Source organism: Verrucosispora sp. WMMA2121, from assembly GCF_027460185.1.
Taxonomy (GTDB): domain Bacteria; phylum Actinomycetota; class Actinomycetes; order Mycobacteriales; family Micromonosporaceae; genus Micromonospora; species Micromonospora palythoicola.
The window spans coordinates 1,302,971-1,326,944 of record NZ_JAPZBH010000006.1; the positions used below are offsets into that span (position 1 = coordinate 1,302,971).

Annotated in this window: 25 protein-coding genes; 6 read left to right on the forward strand and 19 right to left on the reverse strand. The window is 72.2% G+C overall.

Translation table 11 applies throughout. From position 1 onward, the window contains the following. Window positions 1–41: 41 nt before the first annotated feature. Together O7605_RS14845 and O7605_RS14850 are read right to left on the reverse strand one after the other, a co-directional pair. On the reverse strand, window positions 42–1,376 hold the full coding sequence (locus O7605_RS14845) for a hypothetical protein (RefSeq protein WP_269739738.1): 1,335 nt from the start codon (window positions 1,374–1,376) through the stop codon (window positions 42–44). Window positions 1,377–1,502: 126 nt separating this feature from the next. Then, the gene (locus tag O7605_RS14850) at window positions 1,503–1,733 is read right to left on the reverse strand and encodes a hypothetical protein (protein WP_269739739.1); all 231 of its coding nucleotides are present in this window, start codon (window positions 1,731–1,733) and stop codon (window positions 1,503–1,505) included. A gap of 145 nt (window positions 1,734–1,878) precedes the next feature. Between O7605_RS14850 and O7605_RS14855 the strand changes: the two genes are divergently transcribed. After that, a complete protein-coding gene (locus tag O7605_RS14855; RefSeq protein ID WP_269739740.1) occupies window positions 1,879–3,090 on the forward strand; it encodes an SUKH-3 domain-containing protein in 1,212 nt (403 codons plus the stop codon). Between the two features lie 80 nt (window positions 3,091–3,170). Here the strand turns inward: O7605_RS14855 and O7605_RS14860 are convergent, their stop codons facing one another. The 6 genes from O7605_RS14860 to O7605_RS14885 form a co-directional block, all read right to left on the reverse strand. Continuing rightward, a complete protein-coding gene (locus O7605_RS14860; protein ID WP_269739741.1) occupies window positions 3,171–3,854 on the reverse strand; it encodes a hypothetical protein in 684 nt (227 codons plus the stop codon). Window positions 3,855–3,974: 120 nt separating this feature from the next. Then, window positions 3,975–4,610 carry a M15 family metallopeptidase gene (locus tag O7605_RS14865; protein WP_269739742.1) on the reverse strand — a complete coding sequence of 212 codons (636 nt, stop codon included), beginning with the start codon at window positions 4,608–4,610 and terminating at the stop codon, window positions 3,975–3,977. Beyond that, the gene (locus O7605_RS14870) at window positions 4,607–5,731 is read right to left on the reverse strand and encodes a D-alanine--D-alanine ligase family protein (protein WP_269739743.1); all 1,125 of its coding nucleotides are present in this window, start codon (window positions 5,729–5,731) and stop codon (window positions 4,607–4,609) included. Before O7605_RS14870 ends, O7605_RS14865 begins: the two co-directional genes overlap by 4 nt. After that, the gene (locus tag O7605_RS14875) at window positions 5,728–6,816 is read right to left on the reverse strand and encodes a threonine ammonia-lyase (RefSeq protein ID WP_269739744.1); all 1,089 of its coding nucleotides are present in this window, start codon (window positions 6,814–6,816) and stop codon (window positions 5,728–5,730) included. Before O7605_RS14875 ends, O7605_RS14870 begins: the two co-directional genes overlap by 4 nt. Window positions 6,817–6,974: 158 nt before the next feature. Further along, the gene (locus tag O7605_RS14880) at window positions 6,975–8,033 is read right to left on the reverse strand and encodes a sensor histidine kinase (protein ID WP_269739745.1); all 1,059 of its coding nucleotides are present in this window, start codon (window positions 8,031–8,033) and stop codon (window positions 6,975–6,977) included. Continuing rightward, on the reverse strand, window positions 8,030–8,695 hold the full coding sequence (locus tag O7605_RS14885) for a response regulator transcription factor (protein WP_164446029.1): 666 nt from the start codon (window positions 8,693–8,695) through the stop codon (window positions 8,030–8,032). Before O7605_RS14885 ends, O7605_RS14880 begins: the two co-directional genes overlap by 4 nt. Before the next feature lie 209 nt (window positions 8,696–8,904). Here O7605_RS14885 and O7605_RS14890 point away from each other — a divergent pair, with 209 nt between their 5' ends. Together O7605_RS14890 and O7605_RS14895 are read left to right on the forward strand one after the other, a co-directional pair. Beyond that, the gene (locus tag O7605_RS14890; protein WP_269739746.1) at window positions 8,905–9,138 is read left to right on the forward strand and encodes a DUF433 domain-containing protein; all 234 of its coding nucleotides are present in this window, start codon (window positions 8,905–8,907) and stop codon (window positions 9,136–9,138) included. Further along, window positions 9,135–9,512, forward strand: coding sequence for a DUF5615 family PIN-like protein (locus O7605_RS14895; protein WP_269739747.1), 378 nt, complete (start codon window positions 9,135–9,137; stop codon window positions 9,510–9,512). The genes O7605_RS14890 and O7605_RS14895 overlap by 4 nt, the downstream gene beginning before the upstream one ends. Window positions 9,513–9,538: 26 nt before the next feature. On the opposite strand, the gene O7605_RS14900 is transcribed toward O7605_RS14895, so the two are convergent. The 7 genes from O7605_RS14900 to O7605_RS14930 all read right to left on the reverse strand — a co-directional run bounded on the left by O7605_RS14900 (window position 9,539) and on the right by O7605_RS14930 (window position 15,857). After that, window positions 9,539–10,351 (reverse strand): ABC transporter permease, encoded by an 813-nt coding sequence (locus O7605_RS14900; RefSeq protein ID WP_269739748.1) that lies wholly within the window; start codon window positions 10,349–10,351, stop codon window positions 9,539–9,541. After that, the gene (locus O7605_RS14905) at window positions 10,348–11,265 is read right to left on the reverse strand and encodes an ABC transporter permease (RefSeq protein WP_269739749.1); all 918 of its coding nucleotides are present in this window, start codon (window positions 11,263–11,265) and stop codon (window positions 10,348–10,350) included. Before O7605_RS14905 ends, O7605_RS14900 begins: the two co-directional genes overlap by 4 nt. A gap of 22 nt (window positions 11,266–11,287) precedes the next feature. After that, window positions 11,288–12,445: an ABC transporter ATP-binding protein gene (locus O7605_RS14910; RefSeq protein ID WP_269739750.1), complete on the reverse strand. Its 1,158-nt coding sequence runs from the start codon at window positions 12,443–12,445 to the stop codon at window positions 11,288–11,290. Then, the gene (locus O7605_RS14915; RefSeq protein ID WP_269739751.1) at window positions 12,442–13,626 is read right to left on the reverse strand and encodes a polyamine ABC transporter substrate-binding protein; all 1,185 of its coding nucleotides are present in this window, start codon (window positions 13,624–13,626) and stop codon (window positions 12,442–12,444) included. Before O7605_RS14915 ends, O7605_RS14910 begins: the two co-directional genes overlap by 4 nt. 506 nt (window positions 13,627–14,132) lie before the next feature. Then, on the reverse strand, window positions 14,133–14,327 hold the full coding sequence (locus tag O7605_RS14920) for a DUF397 domain-containing protein (RefSeq protein WP_269739752.1): 195 nt from the start codon (window positions 14,325–14,327) through the stop codon (window positions 14,133–14,135). Continuing rightward, the gene (locus tag O7605_RS14925) at window positions 14,318–15,106 is read right to left on the reverse strand and encodes a helix-turn-helix domain-containing protein (RefSeq protein WP_269739753.1); all 789 of its coding nucleotides are present in this window, start codon (window positions 15,104–15,106) and stop codon (window positions 14,318–14,320) included. The genes O7605_RS14920 and O7605_RS14925 overlap by 10 nt, the downstream gene beginning before the upstream one ends. 373 nt (window positions 15,107–15,479) lie before the next feature. Then, window positions 15,480–15,857: a DUF3499 domain-containing protein gene (locus O7605_RS14930; RefSeq protein ID WP_269739754.1), complete on the reverse strand. Its 378-nt coding sequence runs from the start codon at window positions 15,855–15,857 to the stop codon at window positions 15,480–15,482. Between the two features lie 153 nt (window positions 15,858–16,010). On the opposite strand from O7605_RS14930, the gene O7605_RS14935 reads away from it, so the two are divergent. Continuing rightward, complete coding sequence (locus O7605_RS14935) at window positions 16,011–16,460, forward strand: metallopeptidase family protein (protein ID WP_093406503.1); 450 nt, start codon at window positions 16,011–16,013, stop codon at window positions 16,458–16,460. A gap of 179 nt (window positions 16,461–16,639) precedes the next feature. Here the strand turns inward: O7605_RS14935 and O7605_RS14940 are convergent, their stop codons facing one another. From O7605_RS14940 to O7605_RS14955, 4 genes are all read right to left on the reverse strand, one after another. Next, entirely contained in the window at window positions 16,640–16,897 is a 258-nt protein-coding gene (locus tag O7605_RS14940; RefSeq protein ID WP_013731688.1) for a WhiB family transcriptional regulator, read from the reverse strand. A gap of 472 nt (window positions 16,898–17,369) precedes the next feature. Next, complete coding sequence (locus O7605_RS14945; RefSeq protein WP_269739755.1) at window positions 17,370–17,699, reverse strand: phospholipase; 330 nt, start codon at window positions 17,697–17,699, stop codon at window positions 17,370–17,372. Between the two features lie 158 nt (window positions 17,700–17,857). Then, complete coding sequence (locus O7605_RS14950; protein WP_269739756.1) at window positions 17,858–20,437, reverse strand: bifunctional FO biosynthesis protein CofGH; 2,580 nt, start codon at window positions 20,435–20,437, stop codon at window positions 17,858–17,860. Window positions 20,438–20,513: 76 nt separating this feature from the next. After that, window positions 20,514–21,839 (reverse strand): hypothetical protein, encoded by a 1,326-nt coding sequence (locus O7605_RS14955; protein WP_269739757.1) that lies wholly within the window; start codon window positions 21,837–21,839, stop codon window positions 20,514–20,516. Between the two features lie 97 nt (window positions 21,840–21,936). Here O7605_RS14955 and cofD point away from each other — a divergent pair, with 97 nt between their 5' ends. Beyond that, window positions 21,937–22,884, forward strand: coding sequence for a 2-phospho-L-lactate transferase (cofD, locus tag O7605_RS14960; protein WP_269739758.1), 948 nt, complete (start codon window positions 21,937–21,939; stop codon window positions 22,882–22,884). Further along, complete coding sequence (locus O7605_RS14965) at window positions 22,881–23,969, forward strand: coenzyme F420-0:L-glutamate ligase (RefSeq protein ID WP_269739759.1); 1,089 nt, start codon at window positions 22,881–22,883, stop codon at window positions 23,967–23,969. Before cofD ends, O7605_RS14965 begins: the two co-directional genes overlap by 4 nt. Window positions 23,970–23,974 lie beyond the last annotated feature (5 nt).

Below are 23,974 nucleotides of genomic sequence, written 5' to 3' on the forward strand. Positions count from 1 at the left end.
AACGAACCTGAGCGTATCGGAGCGGAGGCACCCACCCCGGCTCAGCCGCCGAGCCCGCGACCGTACTCCGGCTCGTCGCCCTTGCCGCCCCCCGATGAACCGTCCGGGTGCCCGGGCACCCTGCCCTGGCCGGGCTCGACCGGCGGCACGACGATCTGCCCGGTCGGCCGACCTGCGGGCGGAGCGGCCGGCGGACCGGAGGTCGGCCCGGCCGGGCCCGGGATCGGCGCGGGCGGATGACCCGGGATCGGCACGACCGGGCCGGGAGCCGACGGGGCCGGCGGGGCGGAGGTGGGCGGCACGGTACGCGCCGACGGCACCGCCGCGCGGGCGGAGGTGCCGGGCGGGACCGGGCGGGTCGGTTCGACCGGGTCGGCCGGCCGGGTCGCGTCGCTCGGGTCGGCCGGCCGTCCGCCGTACAGACCGCCGGTCGGGCGGGGTGCCGGGGTGCCGCCGTAGACCCGGGGCGTGGCGGGCCGACCCGCCCCGTACGCCTGGCCGGGCGGTACCGGCGGCACGCTGCCCGGACCCGGTGGGACCGGTGCGGCACCCTGACCACCGCCGGACCGGTAGGTGGTGCCGCCCGGGTTGCGCGGCGGCAGGGCCTCGAATCCGTCGGCCGGTCGCCCACGGTCCTTGCGATCCTTCCGGGAGCGGTAGACCAACAGGCCGATGAGCAGCGCACCGGCGGCGACCATGGCGATGCCGAAGTACATCACCGGCGACCCGCCGGAGGAATCGCTCTCGGTCTGGGTGAGGTCGTCGGTCGTCTCGGCGGCCAGCGCCACGCTGGGCGTGGCCTCGGCGGTCGGCTCCTCGGCTGGCTGGGTGCTCGGCGACGGCGACGGCGTGGGCGACGGGGAGGGTGACGCCGGGGCGCGCCCCCCGACCACCCGCGACGACGCGGCGGCCCGACCCAGCACGGCACCCCGCGCCGTGGTCGCCTCGCCGGTCACCACCAGTCGGCCACCGGGTGCCGTCGCGGCGAAGGCGACCCGGTACCGCATCGCCACACCCTTGCCCTTGCAGAGCTCGTCCCGGGCCGGGGCGACCGGTTCGGTGGTGACGAGTCCCGCCGCGCCCGAGACACCCACCGGCACCCAGCGACCGCCCACGTTGGCCTGCACCGCCACCTGGTCGGCCCGTACGCCGGGCAGGCTCAGTCCGAGCGCGGTGCGTACCCGCACGCACCCGTCGGTGCGTTTGCGCACCTCGACGGTCACGCCTGCGGTGGAACGGCCCGCGGTGAAACTGCCCGCCGAACGCACCCGCACCCGGTCCTCGTCGGCGTGCGCGGGTGCGCCACCGAGCGCCACCAGGGCGCCCAGGAACACGCAGACCGTCGCGATCCGCGCCGTGTGCCGACGTACCGACATGATCAACCACCGTTCCTCCCCCGACGGGGGAACGCCGGTCAGGCTACTACCGGGCCCCGACCTCGGCTGGCCATCGAGCACCCCGCATGTGCGCCGCACCACGTCTGAGCAGCAGTGTGCGGTCGCTCAGGACGCCTGGTCGGGTCCCTTGTCCGGGCCCGACCCGTCGGTGTCGTCCGCGTCGTCCTCCCGGTCCGCCGCGCTCAGCGCCAGCGCAATCGCGATGCCGAGGGCGATTCCGACGCCGATGCCGGCGGCGCCGTCCAGGGCCACCACACCGAGCACCACGCCGAGTAGCATCCCCGATGGCCAGTACCAGAGCCGGGAATCGCCGCCCTTCTTCTTCCGCTCCGCCATCGCCCGAGCGTATTGCGCCCCGTCGAGGCCCACAGCCGCCGTCGCTCGCGCCGTTCGGCGCGGCAGGACGACCGCTCACCTCACCATCGGTAGGCTCTACCGCACGCAGCGCCACGCAATGATGGAGTCCGATAGGTTACCGGGTGTGATCGACCGCGAACAGGCCGAACAGCTCGCCGCGGTATGGGCCCGCCGCGACTCGGTGCGCCTGGGGCGCGAGTGCCGACCCGCGGTCAGCGAGTTCGACCTCGGCTACGTCATCACCTCCACAGTGTCCACACAGGTGACCCCGCTTCCGGGCGATCTACCCACCACTGTGGTCGACAAGCGGACCGGCGAGGTGAGCACCTGGCCGCGGGTGTCGCCGGACGTGGTGGCCCGGCTCTACCGGCGCAGCCGGGCCGCCGGCCGGCCGGCCCCGCGCACCGTGGACCCGGCCGGCCAGTTGCTGCGCGAGATCCACCGGTCGCCCGCGCCGACCACGACCGCGCGCCTCAGCGTCGAGCGACGGATCGTCACCGCGCAGGGCGTCAAGGGGGACGTGGAACTCAACCACCACCCGCTGGTCCGCGCGTACCTCGACAGCCAGCCCACCGGCCATCTGGTGCGCGGGGCGACCCGGCACGCCGAGTTCGTCGCGGTTTCCGACCTCCTGTACGAGTACGACCACCGCCGCACCGTCGAGGGCATCACCGCCCTGAGCATGGGCGACGCGAAGGACCTGCTGACGTCGGCTCGCTTCGACGTGTTCCAGGTACGCGAGCCGGGCGATCCGCACGGTGGGCCAGCCGAGCGGCCCTGTGACTCCTGTCTGAACATGCTCGTGGAGTTCAACGTCCTGGCCGGCACCGAACTGGCCCACACCACGCCCTGGTTCCCGGAACCGGCCTCCGCCGCGGTGCCCGGCCGGTTTCCTCCGCAGGTGGCGCAGGCGCTGGTCGCCGCCGGCTGGCGGCCGTACTCCGCTGGCGTGGCCGCGGTGGGCCCAGCGGGCCACCAGGTCGGCGTGGCTGCCGACCGGGCCCACGGGCTCGCCGCCGTCGGCGCCCTTCCGCGCCTGCGCAGTCAACGGCGCGGGCCCGGTGAGCAGGTGTGGATCTCGCGCTTCGAGATCGACCCCCGCCAGGTCGCCCAGACCGCCGAGTCGCTGCGTGACTTCGCGGCGGTCGTCGGCACCCGGATGCACCCGATCGGCACCGAGAGCCGGCACAGCATCGTCGCGGCCGACGAACTGGGCCGGATCTTCGCGCTGGACCAGGCCGGCGAATGGTTTCTCGGCATCGACATCGACGCCGCGCTCACCACCCTGCTGCTCGGTCGCGCCCCGGCCCGGGTACGCGACGACGGCGGTTGGTGACGCCGCCGGCCCGTCGGAGCTCCGGACCGGTCAGCACGGTCGACATGGCGGGCGGCCGGCAACCCGGCCTCGGTCGGACGTCAGCCCAGCACCTCGACGACGTTGTTGCGCACCAGATTCTTGCCCGGCTCCCGGATCTGCTCCATCGCGGCGGAGTTCAGCAGCACACAGCTGCCCGAGGGACCGGTCACGGTGACCGTGGTCGCCCGGTCGTTGTCCAGGTTGGTCACCCGCAGCCGGGTACCCACCGGGAAGCGGTCACTCGTCGCGGCCGGCCCGGCGGACTCCTCGAAGAAGGTGATCGCGCCCCGACAGGCCGACCCGGCGACCGGACGGGCCGCCGGCGGTGAGGCCGAGCCCGGTCGGTCGCCGATCACGCCCGGCTGTCCCGCACCCGGCTGCGCGGCGACGTCGCCGCCGATCCGCTCGACCACGTTGCGTCGGATCACGTTCTTGCCGGGCTCCCGGACGAGTTCCATCGCGGCGGCGTTGAGCAGCACGCAACTGCCCGACGGGCCGACGACGGTCACCTCAGCCGATCTGTCGTTGTCCAGGTTCGTCACCCGCAGTCGGGTACCGACGGGGAACTGGTTGCTGGTGGCGGCCGGCTCGCCCGCCTCGGCCGAGAACGTGATCGATCCGGCGCAGACGCTCTGCCGGGTCGGTGCGCTGTCAGCGAACCCGAGTCCGGTGCCGACCGCCACCGTCGCCGCGGCGACGACCGCCACCCCCGCCGCCAGCACGTGCTTCCGCTGCAGCTTCACCTGTTTCTCCCGTCCTCACACCCTGGTGTTCGAGGGCTGGTACGGCCGGGGAGCGCTTTCCAGTTCATCACCGTGACACTCGTCGAAAACAAAGCTTCGAGTGAGCTGGCGACAAAACCGTTATACCGGTCCGTAACGGGTATGTGGCGCACCGGTCAGCAACGCCCAGTAGCGATCCCCGTACGACCAGTGCCACCACTCGGTCGGGTAGTTCACCAGGCCGGCCCCGCGCAGGGCGGCAGCCATGATCTGCCGGTGCCGGCGGGCCACGGCGCCGATCGACGACGCGGCGGTGAAGCAGGCGTTGTCGCTCGCCTCCGGCGTGGCGTCCACCGCCGTGCCCATGTCCAGCTCGACGCCGTCCACCGTGCACAACGTGAGATCCACCGCGCCGCCGGTGCTGTGCGGGGCCACCTCCACCGGTGAGACGAACTTGGTGGTCTCCCGGTACAGCCGCTCGGGCGACCAGTCGGGGTGGCTGCGGCGCAGCTCCTCCTGGTAGCCGGTGAAGATGTCCAGCTGCGCCTGGTGGGGCCGGTAGCCCTCGACGATCAGCAGGCGCAACCCGTCGGGCAGCGCGCGCTGCGCGGCCAGCAGGCGGTCCACCACCGGCCGGCGCAGTCGCGCGTACGCACCGGCCGGATCGGCCGCCCGCGCGTCCAGCCGCAGTTCGGGGACCTCGCGCAGGTCGACGAGCGGCGCACCGTCGTCGGCGCCACGGACCGCCGCGACCCGCGGATCGCAGAGCAGGATCATCGCCCGGCTCCCCCGCCGGGCCGCTGCGCGTGCCGGGCGAAGGCCAGCGCGACGAGACGGTCCAGGATCTCCCGGTAGTCGACACCGGCCGCCGCCCACACCTTCGGGTACATCGAGTGCGCGGTGAAACCCGGCATCGTGTTCAACTCGTTGACGTACAACTCGCCGGCGACCTCGTCGAACAGGAAGTCGACCCGGGCCAGGCCCCAGCCACCGATCGCGCCGAACGCCCGCACGGACAGCTCCCGGATCCGCTCGGTCACCTCCGGGGGCAGCGGGGCCGGGACGATCATCGGATCGGTGTCGCCGAAGTACTTCTGGCGGTAGTCGAACCAGCCGCCGCTGACCCGTACCTCGCCGACCGCTGACGCGTCCGGGCGGGTGCCGCCGAGCACACCGCACTCCAGCTCCCGGCCGCTGACCCCCTGTTCCACCACGACCACCGTGTCGTGTCGCAGGGCCTCCTCGATCGCCGCCGCCAGATCGTCGCCCTCGGCCACCCGGGAGATGCCGATCGAGGAGCCCATCCGGGCCGGCTTGACGAACACCGGGCGACGCAGGCCCAGCACCAACTTCTCCGGATCCTCCGTGGTCCGGTAGGTGGTCGCGTCGAAGGAGACGTGCGGGGTGATCGGCACTCCCTCGGCCCGCAACGCCCGCTTCATCGCCACCTTGTCCATGCCGACGGCCGAGGCCAGAATGCCGCACCCGACGTACGGCACACCCAGGGATTCGAGCACCCCCTGCACCACCCCGTCCTCACCGAACGGACCGTGCAGCACCGGAAAGACCACGTCCAGCTCGGCGTGCACCGCCCCGGGGGCGTCCATCGCGGTCACCACCGCCGTGCCGGGACGCGGCCCGGCCCGTAACTCCACCGCCGGACCGATCACCGTCAGCCGGTCGTCGATCGCCCGCTCGGACGTCGTGCCGGCGAGAAACCCGGACAGCGCCGCGTCCGGCACGAGCCGCAACCCGCCGGTACGGGTGACCCCGACGGCGACGATGCGGTACCCACCGCCGGCCAGCGCCCGAGCCACGCCGAGCGCGGAGGCGCAGGAGACGTCGTGCTCCGCCGACGGGCCGCCGAACAGGATTCCAATGCGTACCGGCGCGCTCACGCCACTGCCACCTCTTCCTCGATTCGGGCGGTCGCCGTCAGTCGGGCGACCAGTTCCGGCTCCACGTTTCCGCCGGTCAGCACCACGCCGATCGTGCGCTGCCGGGCACCGGCCGCCGCCGGCAACCGCTCGGCGGCAGTCAACCGCCGCGTCCCGCCGGACCCGAGCGAGCGCAGCGTTGCGTCGGTGGCGAGCCGTAGCGCGCCGGCCAGGCCCGCTGCTCCCGACGGTTCGGCCAGCACCTTCAGTTCCAGCAGCAGCAGTCGGAAGGCCGCCGCGATCTCGTCGTCGTCGACCCGCACCACCGCACGCAGCCGGTCGCGCAGCACGGCGAAGGGCAGTTCACCCACACAGGACGGACGAAGTCCGTCGGCGATCGTCGGTGCCGGCGTGACCGCGACGGGTCGACCGGCCGCCAAACTACGGGCGAGTGAGTCGCAGCCACGGGGCTCGACCCCGTACACCTCGATCGGCCGGCCGGTCGCGGCCAGACAGGCACCGGCCGCGCCGCCACCCCCGCCGACCGGCAGCACGAGGGCGTCCAGCGGGGTGCCGGCCCGCTCGGCCTCCTCAATCAGTTCGAGGCTGGCACTGCCCTGCCCGGCGACGACGTCCGGATGGTCGTACGCGTCGACGATCGGGTGGCCGGTCTCGTCGCTCACCCGACGGGCCACGGCCAGTCGCTCCTCGACCGTCGTACCGGCGAGCACCACCCGCGCGCCCGCCGCCCGGGCCCGGGCCACCTTCGTCGCCGCCGCGTCGACCGGAAGCACCACCGTGGCGGCCAGTGCGAACGTGCGCGCCGCGAGCGCCACCGCCACCGCGTGGTTGCCGGTGCTCTGCGCGACCACCCCCTTGTGCCCGGCCGCTGCCAACCGGCCCACCGCGAACAGCCCGCCGCGCATCTTGTACGAGCCGCCGACCTGTAGGTTCTCCGCCTTCAGCAGCACCCGGGCACCGGCCAGCCGGTCGATCACCGGTGCGCTCAGCACCGGGGTACGCACCACCCGGCCGGCCAGCCATCGAGCTGCCTCCGGCACGTCGATCGGAGCCGGGACGGCTCCGGGGGGATCGGTGTGGGACATGTCCTCTCCTTCGAAGTCGATCAGTGAGACGCCGTCGGCACGAGCGCTGCCACCGGCCAGGTCGCGGCCACGCCGATCGGGTCGCAGGCACGCCGAAGGTCGGGCTGCCGATCTGTTCGGCCCCGTTCGTGGCTTCGCTTGCCGGCCTGGCGGCCGGGTCAGGGTGCGGTGGGTAGTTGGACGTCCACCCGCAGTCCGCCGTACTCGGCTGGGCGAGCGGCGATCAGGCCGTCGTGGGCCTGGGTGATCGAGCGGGCGATGGCGAGGCCGAGGCCGGCACCACCGCTGTGGTTCGTCCGGTCCCGGGCCAGGCGGCGGAACGGCTCGAAGAGCCCGGCGACCGCCTCGGCCGGCACCACCTGGCCCGTGTTGACCACGGTCAGGGCCGGGCTGCGTCCGACCGTGACGGTGAGGGTGCCGCCCGGTCGGTTGTACTTGATCGCGTTCTCCACCAGGTTGGTCACCAGGCGTTCCAGCAGCACCCGCTCGCCCATCACCATTCGGGGCTCCAGGTGGCTGTGCACCGTCAACCCGGCCTCGGTGATCCGGTCCTGGTACGTGGCCAGTACCCCGGTCACGATGTCGTCGAGCCGCTGCGGGGTACGGGAACGCAACCCCTGGTCGCTCTCACTGAGCGCGAGCAGCCCTTCGATCAGCCGCTCGTTGCGTTCGTTGGTCTCCAGCAACTGCCCGGTCAGCAGCTCAAGTTGTTCACCGGTGAGCGAGCGGGCCATCCCGACCTCGATGAGGGTCCGCTGCACCGCCAACGGCGTACGCAGTTCGTGGGAGGCGTTCGCGGCGAACCGTCGCTGTCCCTCGTAACCGGCGGCGATGCGCTCCATCATCTCGTCGATGGACCGGGCCAGCCGGGCCAGTTCGTCGTTGCCGCGCGGGCGGAGCCGGTGACCGAGATTCTGCGGCCCGACCTGCGCCACCGGCCCGGCCAGATCCCGCACCGGACGCAGGCACCACAGCGCGCCGGCCCAGATCCCGAGCACCGCGACCAGGAGTACGGCAAGCGGAGCGAGAGCCAGGACCAGACCCACGAGGTCGTACACCTGACCGCAGAGCACGCCCGACCCGGGCAACCCGGTGCCGCAGAACCGCTTGCCCCAGAGCCACACCTGACTCAGCGCCCACGTCGCCAGCCCGGAAGCGGCGTATCCGACGAACAACGCGAGCACGCCGACCAGCACCACGCGCCAGCGCGGGGTCACCCGGCACCGCCGATGCGGTACCCGGCCCGGGGCACCGTGTGGATGACCTGGGGCTCGCCGAGCTTCCGGCGCAGCGTCATCACGGTGACCCGGACGACGTTCGTGAACGGATCGGCGAACTCGTCCCACGCCTGTTCCAACAGTTCCTCGGCGCTGACCACCCGGCCTTCGGCGCGGAGCAGCACGTGCAGCACCGCGAACTCCTTCGGGCTCAGGCCGACCGGGCGGCCGGCTCGGGTGACCGTGTGCCGGGCCACGTCCAGGACGACGTCGTGCGCCCGCAACACCGGCGGTACGGCGGGGGCGGAGCGTCGTCCCAGTGCCTGTACCCGGGCAACCAACTCGGCGAAGGCGAACGGCTTGGTCAGGTAGTCGTCGGCGCCCAGCCCCAGGCCCTCCACCCGGTCGCGGATGCCGGCGGCGGCGGTGAGCAGCAGCACCCGGGTACCGGAGCCGGACGCCGCCAGGCTGCGGCACACCTCGTCGCCGGTATGTCCCGGCATGTCCCGATCCAGCACTGCGACGTCGTACCGGTTCACCCCTACCCGTTCCAACGCTCCGTCACCGTCGTAGCAGACGTCCACCGCCATCGAGAGGCGACGCAGCCCCTCCGCGACGGTGTCCGCCAACAACCGCTCGTCGTCCGCCACCAGCACCCGCACGCTTCCACTCCCCGTGGTCCTCGCTGTCGGGCATACGTTCTCAGGCAGAAGTTAAGGGTTCCGTAAGTGCCCGCCACCCCAATACTCCACGTAACGGTGCCAACCCCCGACCTTCGAGAGTGACCTGCATCACGCCCTCTCGACGAGGAGTGCTGCCGTCGTGGCTGCGGCGTGGCAGTGATTCCCTCATGAAGCCGTAGAATTCAGCCATGGCTATCGAGCGGATCACGGTCGACCCGGGACGCATGGGGGGTCTTCCCTGCATTCGAGGCACGCGGGTAACTGCGACTGCGGTGCTCGGCCAGCTCGCCGCCGGACGCACGATCGATGAGGTGCTCGAGGATTATCCGTACCTCGATCGGGAGGACGTGTTCGCCGCCCTGGAGTTCGCCGCAGCCGCCGTCGCCGAGCGCGAATTGCCGATCCGGCCAACAGCCGCGTGAGATTCCTGGTCGACGCGAACCTCTCACCGCGAATCGCCGCTCGCCTCACGGAGGTTGGCTACGACGCCTCTCACGTCGTTGAGCACGGGCTGCTGGCGGCCTCAGACGAGAAGATCGCTGCTTTCTCGGTCAGCGGTGGTTACGTGATCGTGTCGGCCGACACCGACTTCACGACGATGCTCGCGCTCAGCGGTCACACCGCCCCGTCGCTGGTGCTCATGCGGTCGATCGACAAACAGACCCCGGAGGAACAGGCCGCACTGCTGATCGCCAACCTGCCGACAGTAGTTGACGAGCTACAGGCCGGTGCGGTTGTCACCTTTGCGCGCGGACATCTCCGGGTGCGTCGGCTTCCGCTACGCCCGAAGCACTGACGACCCCGTCGCCGGTGCTTCCGGTGTCATGGGGCTGGTCGCCGCTGTCCGCCGGCCCTTGCCTGGTGCGCCAGCGAGGTGGCCAGCACCAGTAGCAGCGCTACTCCGAACATGGCCGTGCCGATGACGTTCACCTGCGGTGGGATGCCCCGCTGGGCGGCGCCCCAGACGTACATCGGGAACGTGACGGTGGTGCCCGAGTTGAAGTTCGTGACGATGAAGTCGTCGAAGCTGAGCGAGAACGCCAGCAGGGCGGCGGCCACGATGCCGGGCAGCACCAGCGGCAGGGTGATCCGCCGGAACGTCTGCCACTCGCCGGCGTACAGGTCCATCGCGGCTTCCTCCAGCCGCCGGTCCATTCCGGCCAGCCGGGCCTTGACGGTCACCACCACGAACGACACACAGAACATGACGTGGGCGATGACGATGGTCCAGAAGCCGAGCGGCACCCCGCCGGAGACGAAGAGGGCAAGCAGCGACGTGCCCATCACCACTTCCGGCGTCGCCATCGGCAGGAAGATCAGCACGTTGAGCCCGGATCGACCCCGGAACCGGTGCCGGGCCAGGGCGAACGCCATGAGCGTGCCGAGCAGGGTGGCCGCCACGGTGGCGAGGAACCCGATCTGGACGCTGCGCAGCACCGCCTCGCACATCTCGGAGGTGGCGCACGGGTTGCGCCAGTTGTCGAGGGTGAACTCGTTGAAGTCGTACGACAGCCGGCTGGACGGGCGGTTGAACGACAGTGCGGCGACCACGGCGATCGGCAGGAACAGGTAGCCGAGCACCAGCAGCGCCACGCCCAGCACCCAGTGCTCGGCGAGCCAACGGGAGATCCTCACAGGACGTCCCTCGTCCCGGCGTTGCGGAGGTAGCCGAAGACCACCGCGAGGATCGCCGTCATGAGCAGGAACGACAGCGCCGCGCCCTGCGGGTGGTCGAGCCGGACCAGGAACGCCGAGTCGATGACGTTGCCGATCATGTACTCGTTCGGGGTGCCGAGCAGTTCGGCGTTCAGGTAGTCGCCGGCCGCCGGGATGAAGAAGAGCAGGGTGCCGGCGGTCAGGCCGGGCATCGACAGCGGCAGGGTGACCCGCCGGAACGTCTGCAGCGGGCTGGCGTACAGGTCGCTGGACGCCTCCAGCAGCCGGCGGTCCAGCCGTTCCAGGCTCGCGTACAGCGGGAGCACCAGGAACGGCAGGAAGTTGTACGTCAGGCCGAGCACCACCGCGACCGGAGTGGCCAGCAGCCGGCCGTCCGGGCCGAGCAGGTGCACGTCGCGCAGCAGCCCGACCAGCCAGCCGTTGTCCGACAGGATGGTCTTCCAGGCCAGGGTACGCAGCAGGAAGCTGGTGAACATCGGCGCGACCACACAGACCAGCAGCAGGTTCTTCCACCGGCCGGCCTGCTGCGCGATCGCGTACGCCAGGGGGTAGCCCATCAGCAGCGCCAGCACCAGCGCGATGCCGGCGTACCCGAAGGACCGACCGAACTGCGGCCAGTACGCCTGCAGGGCCGCCGGGTAGTTGCCGAACGCCCAGGTCAGCGCGTACCCGGTGGAGAGCGAGCCGGCGGGGTCGTAGAGGCTGGCCGCAGCGAGCTGCACCAACGGCACGACGAAGAACAGGAACAGCCAGGCCGCGCCCGGCAGCAGCAGGAGGTACGGCAGGAGCCGGCGACGCCCCGGCCGGCCAGCAGGTGACGGCGACGCCGGCTGCTCCCCGGCGCTGGTGGGTGCCTGGGCCGGTGCGCTCACGCCCCCACCTCGCTTCGTGGGCTCACCAGGCCGCACCGACCGGTTCATCCCGCATCGGAGCGGTCCGGTCGTCCGCGTCGACGTGCCGGCCGAGCAGGAAGGCGTGCTGCGGATCCCAGTACGCCACGACCCGCTCCCCGACGGCGAAATGCTCCTGGCTACCGCTGTTGGCGACGAAGACGCTCAGCTCATCGCCCCAGCCGGTACGCAGCAGGTACTGCGTGCTCACCCCGACATAGGAGGCGTCGGTGATGCTGCCTTCGACGTGCTGGTGGCCGGTGGGCACCTGCCCGGCCGCCGCGGCCAGGCGCAGCTTCTCCGGGCGTACGCCCAGCAGAACCGGACCCTGGTCGGCGCGAGACCGGGCCGACGGCACGGAGAACCGCGCGCCGTACGCGGTGACCAGCAGGTCGCCCCCGTTGCCGCCGGAGATGTCACCGGCGATCAGGTTGGACTGGCCGAGGAAGTTGGCCACGAAGGCGGTCGCCGGGAACTCGTACAGCTCGGCCGGCGCGCCGAGTTGCTCGATCCGGCCGGCGTTCATCACCGCGACCGTGTCCGCCATGGTCATGGCTTCCTCCTGGTCGTGGGTGACGTGCACGAACGTGATACCCACCTCGGTCTGGAGGCGCTTGAGTTCGAGCTGCATCCGGCGACGCAGCTTGACGTCGAGCGCACCGAGCGGCTCGTCGAGCAGCAGCACCTGCGGGTGGTTGATCAGTGCCCGGGCCAACGCGACGCGCTGCTGCTGGCCGCCGGAGAGCTGGGCGGGGCGGTGCCGCTCGTACCCGTCGAGCTGCACCAGAGACAGCATCCGCCGCACCTGGCCGTCGACCGAGCGGATGCCGCGCCGCCGCAGCCCGAAGGCGACGTTCTCGAAGACGTCCAGGTGCGGGAAGAGCGCGTAGCTCTGGAACACCGTGTTGACCGGTCGTTTGTACGGCCGCAGCCGGGTGATGTCCCGGTCACCGAGCAGGATCCGCCCGCGGGTCGGTTCCGCCAGGCCGGCGACCATCCGCAGGGTGGTGGTCTTGCCGCAGCCCGAGGCGCCGAGCAGGGCGAAGAACGAGCCCTGCGGGACCGTCAGGTCCAGCTCCTCGACCGCGGTGAAGGCGCCGAACGTCTTGACGAGATTGATCAGCCTCAGATCGCCGGCCGGAGTCTGCGTAGCCACCGTCACGCCCCGATGACCTGCTGGAACTTTGTTTCGTACTCCCGTTCCTGCGGCTCGTCGAGCGCCATGAAGACCTTGGCCTTGGCGAGCATGGCCTCGTCGGGGAAGATCAGCGGGTTCGCGGCCAGTTCCGGATCGATCTTCTCCAGCTCCGCCTGCGCCCCCTGCACCGGGCAGATGTAGTTGACGTACGCGGCGAGCTGGGCGGCGACGGCCGGATCGTAGTAGTAGTTGATCAGCTCTTCGGCGTTGGCCTTGTGACTGGCCCGGTTCGGCACCAGCAGGTTGTCAGACCAGAGCAGTACGCCCGAGTCGGGCACCACGAACTTGATCCGTTCGTTTTCGGAACCGAGTTGGATGATGTCACCGGACCAGCCGACGCACGCCGCGATGTCGCCCTTGGCCAGGTCCGGGGCGTAGTCGTTGCCGGTGAACCGGCGGATCTGCCCGGAGTCGACGGCCCGCCTGAGCTTGTTGAGCGCGTCGTCGAACTGGGCGGCGGTGAAGTCGGTCGGGTCATGGCCGTTGGACATCAGCAGCAGTCCCATGGTGTCGCGCATCTCGCTGAGCGCGGTCACCCTGCCCTTGAGGTCGGGGCGGGTGAGCAGCTCGTCGACGGTGCGAATCTCGCCGGTGACCCGGCCGTTGTAGGCCAGTCCGGCGAGGCCGGACTGCCACGGGATCGCGTACTGGTCCGCGGTGTCGAAGGGCCGGTTCCGCAGCGACGGCAGGAGGTTGGCCTCGACGTTCGGCAGCCTCGACCGGTCGAGTTCCTGGATCCAGCCGAGCCGGATCATCCGGGCGGCCATCCAGTCGGTGAGCACCATGATGTCCCGCCCGGTGCTCTGGCAGGCGGCGAGCTGGTTCCGCACCTTGCCGAAGAACTCGTTGTTGTCGTTGATGTCCTCGGTGTAGGTCACCTGGATGCCGGTCCTGCTGACGAAACCGTCCAGGCTGGGGCGCTTCGACTCGTCGTCCTCGTCGACGTCCATGTACTGCGGCCAGTTCGAGAAGGCGAGCGTCTTTTCCGCGCCGGACAGATCCTCGCTGACGCATCCCTCCTCGGTCTGCTGCGCGGCGGGGGTGCCGCAGCCGCTCAGGGTGCCGCCGCCGGCGAGGAGGGCGGCCGAGCCGAGGGTGCCGGTGAGCAGGCCACGCCGGGTGAAGGGCCGGTGGGCACTACGCATGAGACGGTTCCTATCAATGATCGTCGGCGACGGGACGGGGTGGGCCTGCCGGCTGGGGATGGAGCCGGCGGCGACAGACGAATGATCCTGACACGAGGCGAGGATGCCAGCCACGCCCCGGGCACATCCCCCGACTCACCCTGCCCCGCCACCGGCCGCTCGACCCAAACCAGACCGCTTGACCCACCTAGACCGTTTGGCCCACCCAGACCCCTCGCTCGCCCAGACCGGACCCACGCGGGCCGGACCCACGCGGGCCGGACCCACACGGGCCGGACCCAGGCAGGCCGCCTGGCCCACCCAGGCCGCTTGACCCACTCGACATGCCGCATCCCGCGCCATCCAGGTCGCCTAAGACCGCAAGATGCCGCATCTCGACGACGAGCCGGGTGAGAGGACCGGGTGAAGGGGGCCGGGTAACTGAGCGGGGCGACCAGCCGGGCGACGTGGCGGGCGGGGGCACCGGATGCGGCGACCGGGCCGGGTAGGCGAAGGAGAGTGGCGGCTCAGACCGTACTTCGGACGGTGTTGGTGACGAAGGCGCGCCAGGCGGCCGGGGTGAAGGCCAGGGTGCCGCCGGTCCGGTCCTTGCTGTCACGCACCAGCACCCGGCCGGGCAGATTGTCGGCCACCTCGACACAGTTGCCGCCGTTGTTGCTGCTGCGGGTGGCGGTGCGCCAGCGGGCGCCGGTCAACTCCATGTCGTCGCCACTTCCCTGATCAGGTCGATGGACCGTCGGCGGGGCAGCGCCTCACCGGTGACGCTCTCCCACCTCGCGCTCAGGCTAGCAAGGTCGGCACTGTCGGTCACCACCTGACCGCGCAGTTGATTGTCCAGATAGGCCGCCTCCGCGCCGTCCGGCATCCGGGCCAACACGAAGGGCCCGGCCAGGCCGGTGTGCCACGGGTTCTCCGCCGGAATCACCCGGACTTGCACGTGCTCCCGCTCGCCCAGCGTGGCCAGCTGGGCCAACTGCTCCGCCATCACGCTCGGATCGCGGCTGACCGGCCGCCGCAGCACCACCTCGTCGATCACCGCGACCAACTGAAGCGGGGTCTCCCGCTCCAGCACCCGCTGCCGCGCCAGCCGCGCCGCCACCATCTCGTCGACCTCCGTCGGCGCCAGCAGGCCGCCGGTGGCCAGCACCGACCGGGCGTACGCCTCGGTCTGGAGCAGCCCCGGCACGAGCAGTGGCTCGTACGACCGGATGGACCGGGCGTCCTGCTCCAGTTCCGCCCACGCCCGGAACCAGGGCAGGTCCCGGCGGCGGAACGGCGCCGGCCAGAGTTCGGCGGCCTTGCGCCCGAGCAGGTTGGCGACGGCGATCCGGGTCCGCGGATGCGGGATCCGCCCGTCCGCCAGCCAGCGAGCCGCCGTCTTCGGGTCGACGCCCACCTTCCCGGCGAGGGACTCGGCCGTCTCGCCCTTGTCCGCCATCGCCACCCGCAGCGCCTCGTTGCCCACTGCCCCGTTGCCCATCGCAGCCTCCCGACTCGCGTCACCCTCCGGCGCACGCTAGTCACCGCAAGTGGCCGTGTCCGCCGGCTGCCGGCGTGTTGCGGCCAGGACTGTTTCGCGCATCCGAGGTGCGCTCCAGACGCCCCCGAGATGCCCTGGCGACGCCCCAGTCGCGGTCGCCCCAGCTCCGACGCCCTGGGGCCCTGAAGCGAACCCACACCCAGCCCACCGGGCGGGTTCCGCCCCGACGACACCCACCCACGCCAACCCACCGCGACCGTCCCCGCGATCAAGAAGTTCTGGTCGCCTCAGGGCTCGGAACGCGACCAAAACTTCTTGATCAACGCCGACCGGCCGGCCGGCCGACAGACCGGCCGGTGGGTGGCCGGGTGGGTCAGTGGGTGGGGGGGATTACGCGGAGGTGGCCGCGGCGGGAGGTTGAGGACGCGGCGGGGGGTGTGGAGGGGTGGTTCTGGTCGTCCTGGGGAGGACGGGGGGCGGGGCGGGCGGCCTCGCGGACCGCTTCGGCGAGTGCGACCAGATCGTCGGTGGTGGGCGGCGGGGGCTCGAACTCGCCCTCGTGGCGGACGACCTCCCAGCCGCGCGGAGCGGTCAGGCTGCGGGCGTGCGGCTCGCAGAGGTCGTACGTGTGCGGCTCGGCGAAGGCGGCCAGCGGGCCCACCACGGCCGTCGACTCGTTGTAGACATAGGTCAGCGTGGCGACCGCTTGCCGGGGGCAGCCGTTGCGGGAGCAGCGCCGTGGTGACCTCACCGGCGCAGGGTATCTCCATTACCGGCTCCGGCGCACCGCTTCGCGTTACGACACGCCCGTCTTGGTGATCACATTTCTCGTCCGGTCGCCGCAACGCGCCAGGTGGCTGGCGCTGACGCTGCCCGGCGCGGACCGGAAGCTACTCTGTGGCACATGACGAGCCCGGAGAACCGCCGCCCCGGCACCGGCCGGCGGGCGCACCGCGACCGGCACGGACGCGGTCTGCGTGGGCGGCTGGTGCCGGCCACCGTGCCGCTGGCGCGAACCAAGGCGGAGATCTTCGACGACCTGGTGCTGGACACGGTAGAGACGCTGGAGCGTCGGTTCGCCAAGGAATTGGCCGGGGTGGAGTTCGCCGTCGAGGACGTCCCGCCCGACCTGAACGTCTACGACTCCGACGTGCTCGAGGACGGCGAGGTGCCGCTGGCCCGGCTGCTGCCCGGTCGGCCCGGCCGCCAGGAGGTGCCGCCTCGGATCGTGCTGTACCGGCGCCCGCTGGAATTCCGGGCGATGGACCGGGAGGATCTCGCCGACCTGGTCCACGACGTCATCATCGAGCAGGTGGCGAACCTGCTCGGCGTCGACCCGGACGAACTGGCCTGAACGCGGCCGGCGCTCGCCCTTCCGCGCCACGTGCCGGGGTCGTCGCCTGGTGCCCGCTACGCGCAATCGTCCGCGTCACCCACACCCGCGCCCGGCATGCCCACCCCTCCGGATGACCGGCCCCCCGATCGCCGCCCGCCGGGTGGGACGGTCCCCCAACCGTCCCGCCCCACGTCGGGTCAGGCCGCCCGGCGCTTGAGCTTGCGCCGCTCCCGTTCGGAGAGTCCACCCCAGATCCCGAACCGCTCGTCGTGGCCGAGAGCGTATTCGAGGCATTCCGTCTTGACCTCGCACCGCGAGCAGATGCGCTTCGCCTCGCGGGTCGAGCCGCCCTTCTCGGGGAAGAACGCCTCCGGGTCGGTCTGCGAGCACAGGGCCCGCTCCTGCCACTCCGGCGCGTTTCCGAGCAGGTCGGCCGCCTCGAGCTGGCCGTCCATTCAGTTGCCTCCTTGTCGCGCACCGGCGTCGTCGCCGCTGCAACCCCCCACGCGAAAGGCGTGCTTTTGTCCGTCCGGTCCCGTTATCGTGCGTCCCGTGCGAACAACCCCATTCGAATTACACGCGTGTAATGCGTGCGCCGTCAAGCCAAACTTGATAATGGAGTCGCCCTCCCGACACGCGTCCCGGACGGCCGTCCGTACCACCCGGTCTCGCCCTGCCCTATCGATTCAGACCCCGGCCGAGTAACGCCCTCCCCGGCGAGTTGCCCGAGTTTTCTCCCGTGGCGTGCCGTAGGCCACCGGAGCGGTCGAGCTTCGCGGCGGCGCCGGGGAAGCCGCTCGTCAAGATCCGTTGATCTTGATGAGCAAGATTATCCCGACTTCGCCAACCCCGCCCGCCGAGCGGGTGAACGACGACCGCGTCCCGCCCACATTGTGGACGGGACGCGGTTGGCGGGACTCCGGCGGTTCAGTCGGCCGACGGGTGCAAGCTGGTCGGCAAGGCGAATTCGGCGACCACGCCACCGGACACGGTGACCGACCCGACGGGCGTGTCGGCGTCCCACCAAACGGTATAGACACCGGCGGGAAGATCCGGATAGACCGCACTGTGGAACGTGCCGTCCGGGACTCGACGCTCGCGTACGTCGGAGTGCGTACGCGGGTCGCCGTCCCGGTCGGCCCGACTCACCTCGATCTCCCGACCGAGCAGTTGCCGCCCGGTGTAGATGATCAGCGCCCCCGTGTCACCACCCAGGGTCAGCTTCGGCCCACGCCCCTTACGTTTCGCAGTGATCATGCCCAACCTTTCCGGCGGCGGCGCGCAGACGCCCGCGATGACGGACGGGGATCACGACAGACCACGCCGGGCCCCCGGGTGAGGGGTGCCGGCGACGGTCCTCGCCGTGCCGCCGCCGGCATCGACAGGTACGTCCGCCGGAAGGCGAAGGTTCGACCCTAGGCCGCGATGTGACCGTACGCGGTGGTGCGCCTACGCGCCGGTCGGCCCGCCGCCGCCGCGATGGCCCGCAACTGCTCCTCGGTACGCGCCGACCCGTTGCCGGAACCGGCCATCCGCGAGATGGTCTCCTCCATCAGCGTGCCCCCGAGGTCGTTGCAGCCGCCGCGCAGCAACTCCGCGGTGCCGGCGTCGCCCAGTTTCACCCAGGAGCACTGGATGTTGTCGATCCGACCGTGCAAGAGCACCCGCGCCATCGCGTGCACCACCCGGTTCTCCCGCCAGGTCGGCCCTGGGCGGGCGATGCCCGCGAGGTAGATCGGGGCGTTGGTGTGCACGAACGGCAGCGCCACGAACTCGGTGAACCCGCCGGTACGGTCCTGCACCCCGGCCAGCACCCGGAAGTGCGCCAGCCAGTGCGCGGGATGGTCGACGTGGCCGTACATCATCGTCGAGCTGGACCGGATACCCAGCTCGTGGGCCGTGCTGACCACCTCCACCCAGGCGGCGGTCGGCAACTTGCCCTTGGTGAGCACCCAGCGCACCTCGTCGTCGAGGATCTCCGCCGCGGTGCCCGGGATGGTGTCCAGTCCCGCCTCGCGCAGCCCGGCCAGCCACTCCCGCACCGACACGCCGGCCTTGGCGGCGGCGGTGACGATCTCCATCGGCGAGAAGGCGTGCACGTGCATCCGCGGCACCCGGGCCTTTATCGCCCGGACCAGGTCGGCGTAGATCGTCACCGGCAGCTTCGGGTCGATGCCGCCCTGGAGGCAGACCTCGCCGGCGCCGGCCTCCCACGCCTCCTGCGCCCGGTCCGCGACCTGCTCCACCGAGAGCCGGTACGCGTCGGCGTCCCGTTCCCGCTGCGCGAAGGCGCAGAACCGGCAGCCCACGTAGCAGACGTTCGAAAAGTTGATGTTGCGGTTGACCACGTAGGTCACGTCGTCACCCACGGCGGAACGGCGCAGCTCGTCGGCGGTGCGGCACAGCTCGTCCAGAGCCGGCCCGTCCGCGCCGAACAGCGCCAGTGCGGCATCCGTGTGCCGGGGCTCCAGCAGCGCCGCCGGATCCTCGGCGGCCAGCCGCAACCCGGCCCGCAGGTCGGCGTCGGCGGCCCCGGCGACGAGCGGCCGGCCGGCCCCGGCACCGGTTCCCGCCTCCGCTGCCGGGCCACCGTCGACACCCGCCCGCGCCGGTGGCACAGCCACCTTCGCGGCCACCTCGGCCCAGTCGCCGTAGACGTGGTCGAAGTCGCCCCGGCGGTCGTCCGTACGCCCCGTGGTGTCGATGGTGGTGTGCAGGTCGGTGCGCCCACCGAAGGTCTCGTCGGGCTCCTGCCACGGCCGGCCCACCGGACGGGCCGCCTCCACCGCCAGCCCGGTCGCCGGATCGGCGAGCGCGGTCACGTGCGGCAGCAGTCGCGGGTCCAGCCAGGGCTCGCCGGCCCGGACGTACTCGGGGTAGACGGTCAGTCGCTCGCGGAGCGTGAAGCCGGCGGCGGCGGTACGGGCAGCCAGCTCGTCGAGCTGCGGCCAGGGGCGCTCCGGGTTGACGTGGTCCGGGGTCACCGGCGAGACACCGCCCCAGTCGTCGATACCGGCCCGCAGCAGCAGGTCGTACTCACCGGCGATGAGATTCGGTGGTGCCTGGATGCGGGCCTTCGGACCCAGCAGCACCCGGGCCACCGCCACGGTGGCCGCGAGGTCGTGCAGTTCGGCGTCGGGCATCCCCCGCATCGCCGTGTCCGGCTTCGCCCGGAAGTTCTGCACGATCACCTCCTGGAGGTGGCCGTACTCGCGTTGGGTGCGCCGGATCGCGAAGATCGCGTCGACCCGTTCGGCGAGGGTCTCGCCGATGCCGATCAGGAGGCCGGTGGTGAACGGGACACCGACCCGGCCGGCGTCGTCGAGGACCCGCAACCGCACCGCCGGCTCCTTGTCCGGAGAGCCGTAGTGCGGGCCGCCGGGCTCGGACCACAACCGGGTGGCGGTGGTCTCCAGCATCATCCCCATGCTCGGCGCCACCGGCTTGAGCCGTTGCAGCTCCGCCCAGGAGAGCACCCCCGGGTTCAGGTGCGGCAGCAGGCCGGTCTCCTCCAGCACCGCCACGGCACAGGCCCGCAGGTAGTCCAGGGTGGACCCGTAGCCGCGTTCGTCCAGCCACTGCCGGGCCGCCGGCCAGCGCTCCTCCGGCCGGTCACCGAGGGTGAACAGGGCCTCCTTGCAACCCTGCGCCGCGCCGGCCCGGGCGATGGCCAGCACCTCCTCGCGGTCGAGGAAGGCCGCCGGCAGCCGGTGCGGCACCGTGGCGAACGTGCAGTAGTGGCAGCGGTCCCGGCAGAGCCGGGTCAACGGAATGAAAACCTTCTTCGAGTACGTCACGACGCCGGGCCGGCCGGCGTCCCGCAGGCCGGCGTCCCGGATCGCACCGGCGATGCCGAGCAGTTCCTCCAGCGCCGCGCCCCGCGCGGTCAGCAGGGTCGACGCCTCGTCGACGTCGAGCGCCCGCCCGGCGGCGGCGCGGCGCAGTGCCCGCCGTACGCCTCCGTCACCCGGCCCGCGCTCGCTCTGATCAACCATCCGCTCAGCCTATGCGCTGCGGCCCGGTGCGGCCCCGGCCCGTGGGCAACCGCACGTGCCTTCGACGACCCGCCGGTCAGCTCGGCTGCTCGCCCGGATCGATCCGCTGGGTGCGGTCGGCCTCTCCGTCGCCCGACCGGGAAACCGGCGGGGCGGCGTCACCGTCGCCCGGCCGCGCGATCGCCTGGGTCGGCTCGGCGCTCTGGTGCGGGATCGCCTGGGTCGGCTCGGCGTCCTGCCGCTCGGCGCGCCCGGCCTGGTCGCTCTGACGCGGCACGCCCCCGCCCGGATCGCCCTGGCGCGGGATGCTCTGGGTCGGGTCGGCCGAGGCCGGCTGCCCGAACGGCGGTGCGGCCGGCGAGGCCGGCGACCCGAACGGCGGCGCGGCCGGCGGGGCCGCCTGCCCGAATGTGGGCGCGGCCGGCGAGGACGGCGCCGACTGCGGTGGCACCGCCGGCTGGCCGTGCGGCGGCCAGGTGTGCGGTGACTCCGGCGGCCCTCCGGCGGAGGGTGCCTGACCGGCCATTGGCCAACCCGGCTGGCCGCCCTGACCGCCGGGGTGGCCCTGGCCGCCGGCGTGGCCCTGGCCGCCGGCGTGGCCCTGGCCGCCGGCGTGGCCCTGGCCGCCGGCGTGGCCCTGGCCGCCGGGGTGGCCCTGGGTCGTGCCGCCGGCCGGGTAGCCGCCGAACTGGCCGGACCCGGACTGATTCGGCTGCCCCGTCCCCTGGTGCCCGGAGCCGGGGTAGCCGGCCGGATAGCCGGCGGGCCGCTCGGCACCCGACCAACCACCCGACTGGCCGGGCGGCGCCCACCCGCCACCCTGCTGACCGGGCTGGCCACCGAACTGACCCGGGCCGCCCGGTTGCGGCCAGCCCGGCTGCGGCGTGCCGTACAGGCCGGGCTCGGGCTTGGGCCGGGGTACGTGGTACAGCCGCTGCCACACGCTCCACACCACGTACGCCGCCGCGGCGAACAGCGCCACCCAGGCGACCCGGGTGAGCAGTCCGGTCATCGCGTCGAAGAGCTGCGCCTCGGCCAGCCGACCGACCACCCAGATCAGCAGGGTCAGACCGCCGAGCACGGCGCTCACCGCGTACTCGACGAGCGCCACCTGCGTGATCAGTTTCGCCCGGCCGACGGTCGGGGCGAGGTGCGTGGCCAGCAGCACCGCCAACACCGGCAGCACCACCGCCTCGACGCCGATGAAGGCGAAGAAGGAGCTGGCGGCGCGCCCGGTGACCGTGCTGTAGGCGCCCTGCGGGGTCAGCAGCCGGATCAGCCCCACGAACAGAAAGACGGCGTTGGCGCCCAGGAGCACGAGAGCGACGAGTTCGCGTAGCGGCCCGGTCACCTGGCGGGCCGGGGTCGGGTCGGTGGGTGGGGGCTCGGCGGGGCTGGTCACGAACTCTCCCTGGGGCGAAAGCGGACAGATGCCGACGTGAGCCTAGTCTCCCGGGGCAGTTGGCTGCCGGAGGCGTCACGTAGGCGAGGATGGGCGGATGCGCATCGTGGTTCTGACCGGCGGAATCGGCGGTGCCCGGTTCCTGCTGGGGGTGCGGGCGTACGCCCGCGAGGTGGGTGCCGAGGTGACCGCCGTGGTCAACGTCGGCGACGACCTACGGCTGCACGGACTCCGCATCTGCCCGGACCTGGACAGCGTGCTGTACACCCTCGGCGGCGGCGCCGACCCGCAGCGGGGCTGGGGACGGGTCGACGAGAGCTGGACGGTCAAGGACGAGCTGGCGGCGTACGGCGCCGAGCCGAGCTGGTTCGGACTCGGTGACCGGGACATCGCCACCCACCTGGTCCGCACCACGATGCTCGACGCCGGCTATCCGCTGCACCAGGTCACCCAGGCACTGGCGACCCGCTGGCAGCCCGGCGTACGCCTGCTGCCGGCGACCGACGACCGCCTGGAGACGCACGCGGTCGCCGACCTCGACGGTGGTCAGCGGGCGATCCACTTCCAGGAGTGGTGGGTACGGTACCGGGCGCGGATCCCGACCCACCGGTTCGTCTTCGTCGGAGCGGAGTCGGCGAAGCCGGCACCTGGGGTCACGGAGGCGATCGCCGGAGCCGACGTGCTGCTCGTGGCGCCGAGCAACCCGGTGGTCAGCATCGCGCCGATCCTGGCCGTGCCAGGGCTGCGCGAGGCGGTGACGGACGGCACCGCCCCGGTGGTGGGCGTTTCACCGATCATCGGTGGCGCACCGGTACGCGGCATGGCCGACCGTTGCCTGGCGGTCGTCGGCGTGGATTGCAGCGCCGCCGGCGTCGGTGGGTTGTACGGAAGCCGGACGAGTGGCGGACTGCTCGACGGCTGGTTGGTGGCCGAGGAGGATGCCGCAACGGTGGTGCCGGACGTGACGGTCCGTGCGGTGCCGTTGCGGATGACCGACGAGGCGGCGACGGCGGCGATGGTCCGCGCCGCGGTGGAGTTGACGTGAGACTGGAGATCCTGCCGGTGCCCGGGATCGGGCACGTGACCGAGGGGGACGACCTCGCGGTCCTGATCGGGAGCGCGGCGCCCTGGCTGCGCGACGGGGACGTGCTCGTGGTCACCAGCAAGATCGTCTCCAAGGCCGAGGGGCGGCTGGTCGACGTGCCCGCCGACGGCCCGGATCGACAGGCCGTCCGGGACGAGGTGCTGGCGGCGGAGACGGTACGGGTGGTCGCCTCGCGCGGCCCGACCCGGATCGTGCAGACCCGGCACGGCTTCGTGATGGCCGCCGCCGGAATCGACGCCTCGAACGTCGACAAGACCCGGCTGGTGCTGCTGCCGGAGGACCCGGACGCCTCGGCCCGCGCGCTCCGCGCCGGCCTGCGCGACCGGTACGGCGTGGACGTCGCGGTCGTCGTGAGCGACACCATGGGCCGCCCCTGGCGCAACGGGCTGACCGACGTGGCCCTCGGCGTCGCCGGGATGGACGCCATCCGCGACCACCGGGGCGAGGTCGACCCGTACGGCAACGAGCTGGCGCTGACGCAGATGGCGGTGGTCGACGAACTGGCCGCGGCGGGTGAACTGGTCAAGGGCAAGTGCGACCAGGTGCCGGTCGCGGTGATCCGCGGCTACCTGACGCCGCCGCTGTCGGGGGACGGCGAAGGCGCCCGGGTGCTGGTCCGGGACGCCTCGATGGACCTGTTCTCGCTCGGCACCGCCGAGGCGACGGCGGCCGGTCTGGCGGCTGCCGCCGCCCTGCCGGATCACCTGTCCGACGCTCCACCCGACCCGGCCACCGTCGCGCGGGCGATCGACTCGGTCGCCGACGTGATCGCGCCCGGCACGGTCTTCACGCAGGTCACCGACGACGAGGTACGCGCCGCGCTGGCCCCCATCGTGCCGGGCTGGCCGGCGCACGCGACCGGCCTGGTGCTCTGCTCCCCACCCACCCCGGTGGGCCCGTTCCAACTGGTCCGCTTCGGCACGGACGTGCAACGCCTGCGCACCGCCCTCGCGGCGGCACACGTCCCCACCCAACTCCTTCCCCCACCCGGCGGCACCACCGCCGCCGCCACCCTCGCGCTCTGACAGGT

Coding starts and splice junctions, on each gene's coding strand:
- O7605_RS14940 (WP_013731688.1), bottom strand. CDS start 16,897: ATGGACGGCCAGCTCGAGGCGGCCGACCTGCTCGGAAACGCGCCGGAG.
- O7605_RS14950 (WP_269739756.1), bottom strand. CDS start 20,437: ATGGTTGATCAGAGCGAGCGCGGGCCGGGTGACGGAGGCGTACGGCGG.
- O7605_RS14935 (WP_093406503.1), top strand. CDS start 16,011: ATGACGAGCCCGGAGAACCGCCGCCCCGGCACCGGCCGGCGGGCGCAC.
- O7605_RS14875 (WP_269739744.1), bottom strand. CDS start 6,816: ATGTCCCACACCGATCCCCCCGGAGCCGTCCCGGCTCCGATCGACGTG.
- O7605_RS14850 (WP_269739739.1), bottom strand. CDS start 1,733: ATGGCGGAGCGGAAGAAGAAGGGCGGCGATTCCCGGCTCTGGTACTGG.
- O7605_RS14920 (WP_269739752.1), bottom strand. CDS start 14,327: ATGGAGTTGACCGGCGCCCGCTGGCGCACCGCCACCCGCAGCAGCAAC.
- O7605_RS14915 (WP_269739751.1), bottom strand. CDS start 13,626: ATGCGTAGTGCCCACCGGCCCTTCACCCGGCGTGGCCTGCTCACCGGC.
- O7605_RS14945 (WP_269739755.1), bottom strand. CDS start 17,699: ATGATCACTGCGAAACGTAAGGGGCGTGGGCCGAAGCTGACCCTGGGT.
- O7605_RS14845 (WP_269739738.1), bottom strand. CDS start 1,376: ATGTCGGTACGTCGGCACACGGCGCGGATCGCGACGGTCTGCGTGTTC.
- O7605_RS14865 (WP_269739742.1), bottom strand. CDS start 4,610: ATGATCCTGCTCTGCGATCCGCGGGTCGCGGCGGTCCGTGGCGCCGAC.
- O7605_RS14925 (WP_269739753.1), bottom strand. CDS start 15,106: ATGGGCAACGGGGCAGTGGGCAACGAGGCGCTGCGGGTGGCGATGGCG.
- O7605_RS14890 (WP_269739746.1), top strand. CDS start 8,905: ATGGCTATCGAGCGGATCACGGTCGACCCGGGACGCATGGGGGGTCTT.
- cofD (WP_269739758.1), top strand. CDS start 21,937: ATGCGCATCGTGGTTCTGACCGGCGGAATCGGCGGTGCCCGGTTCCTG.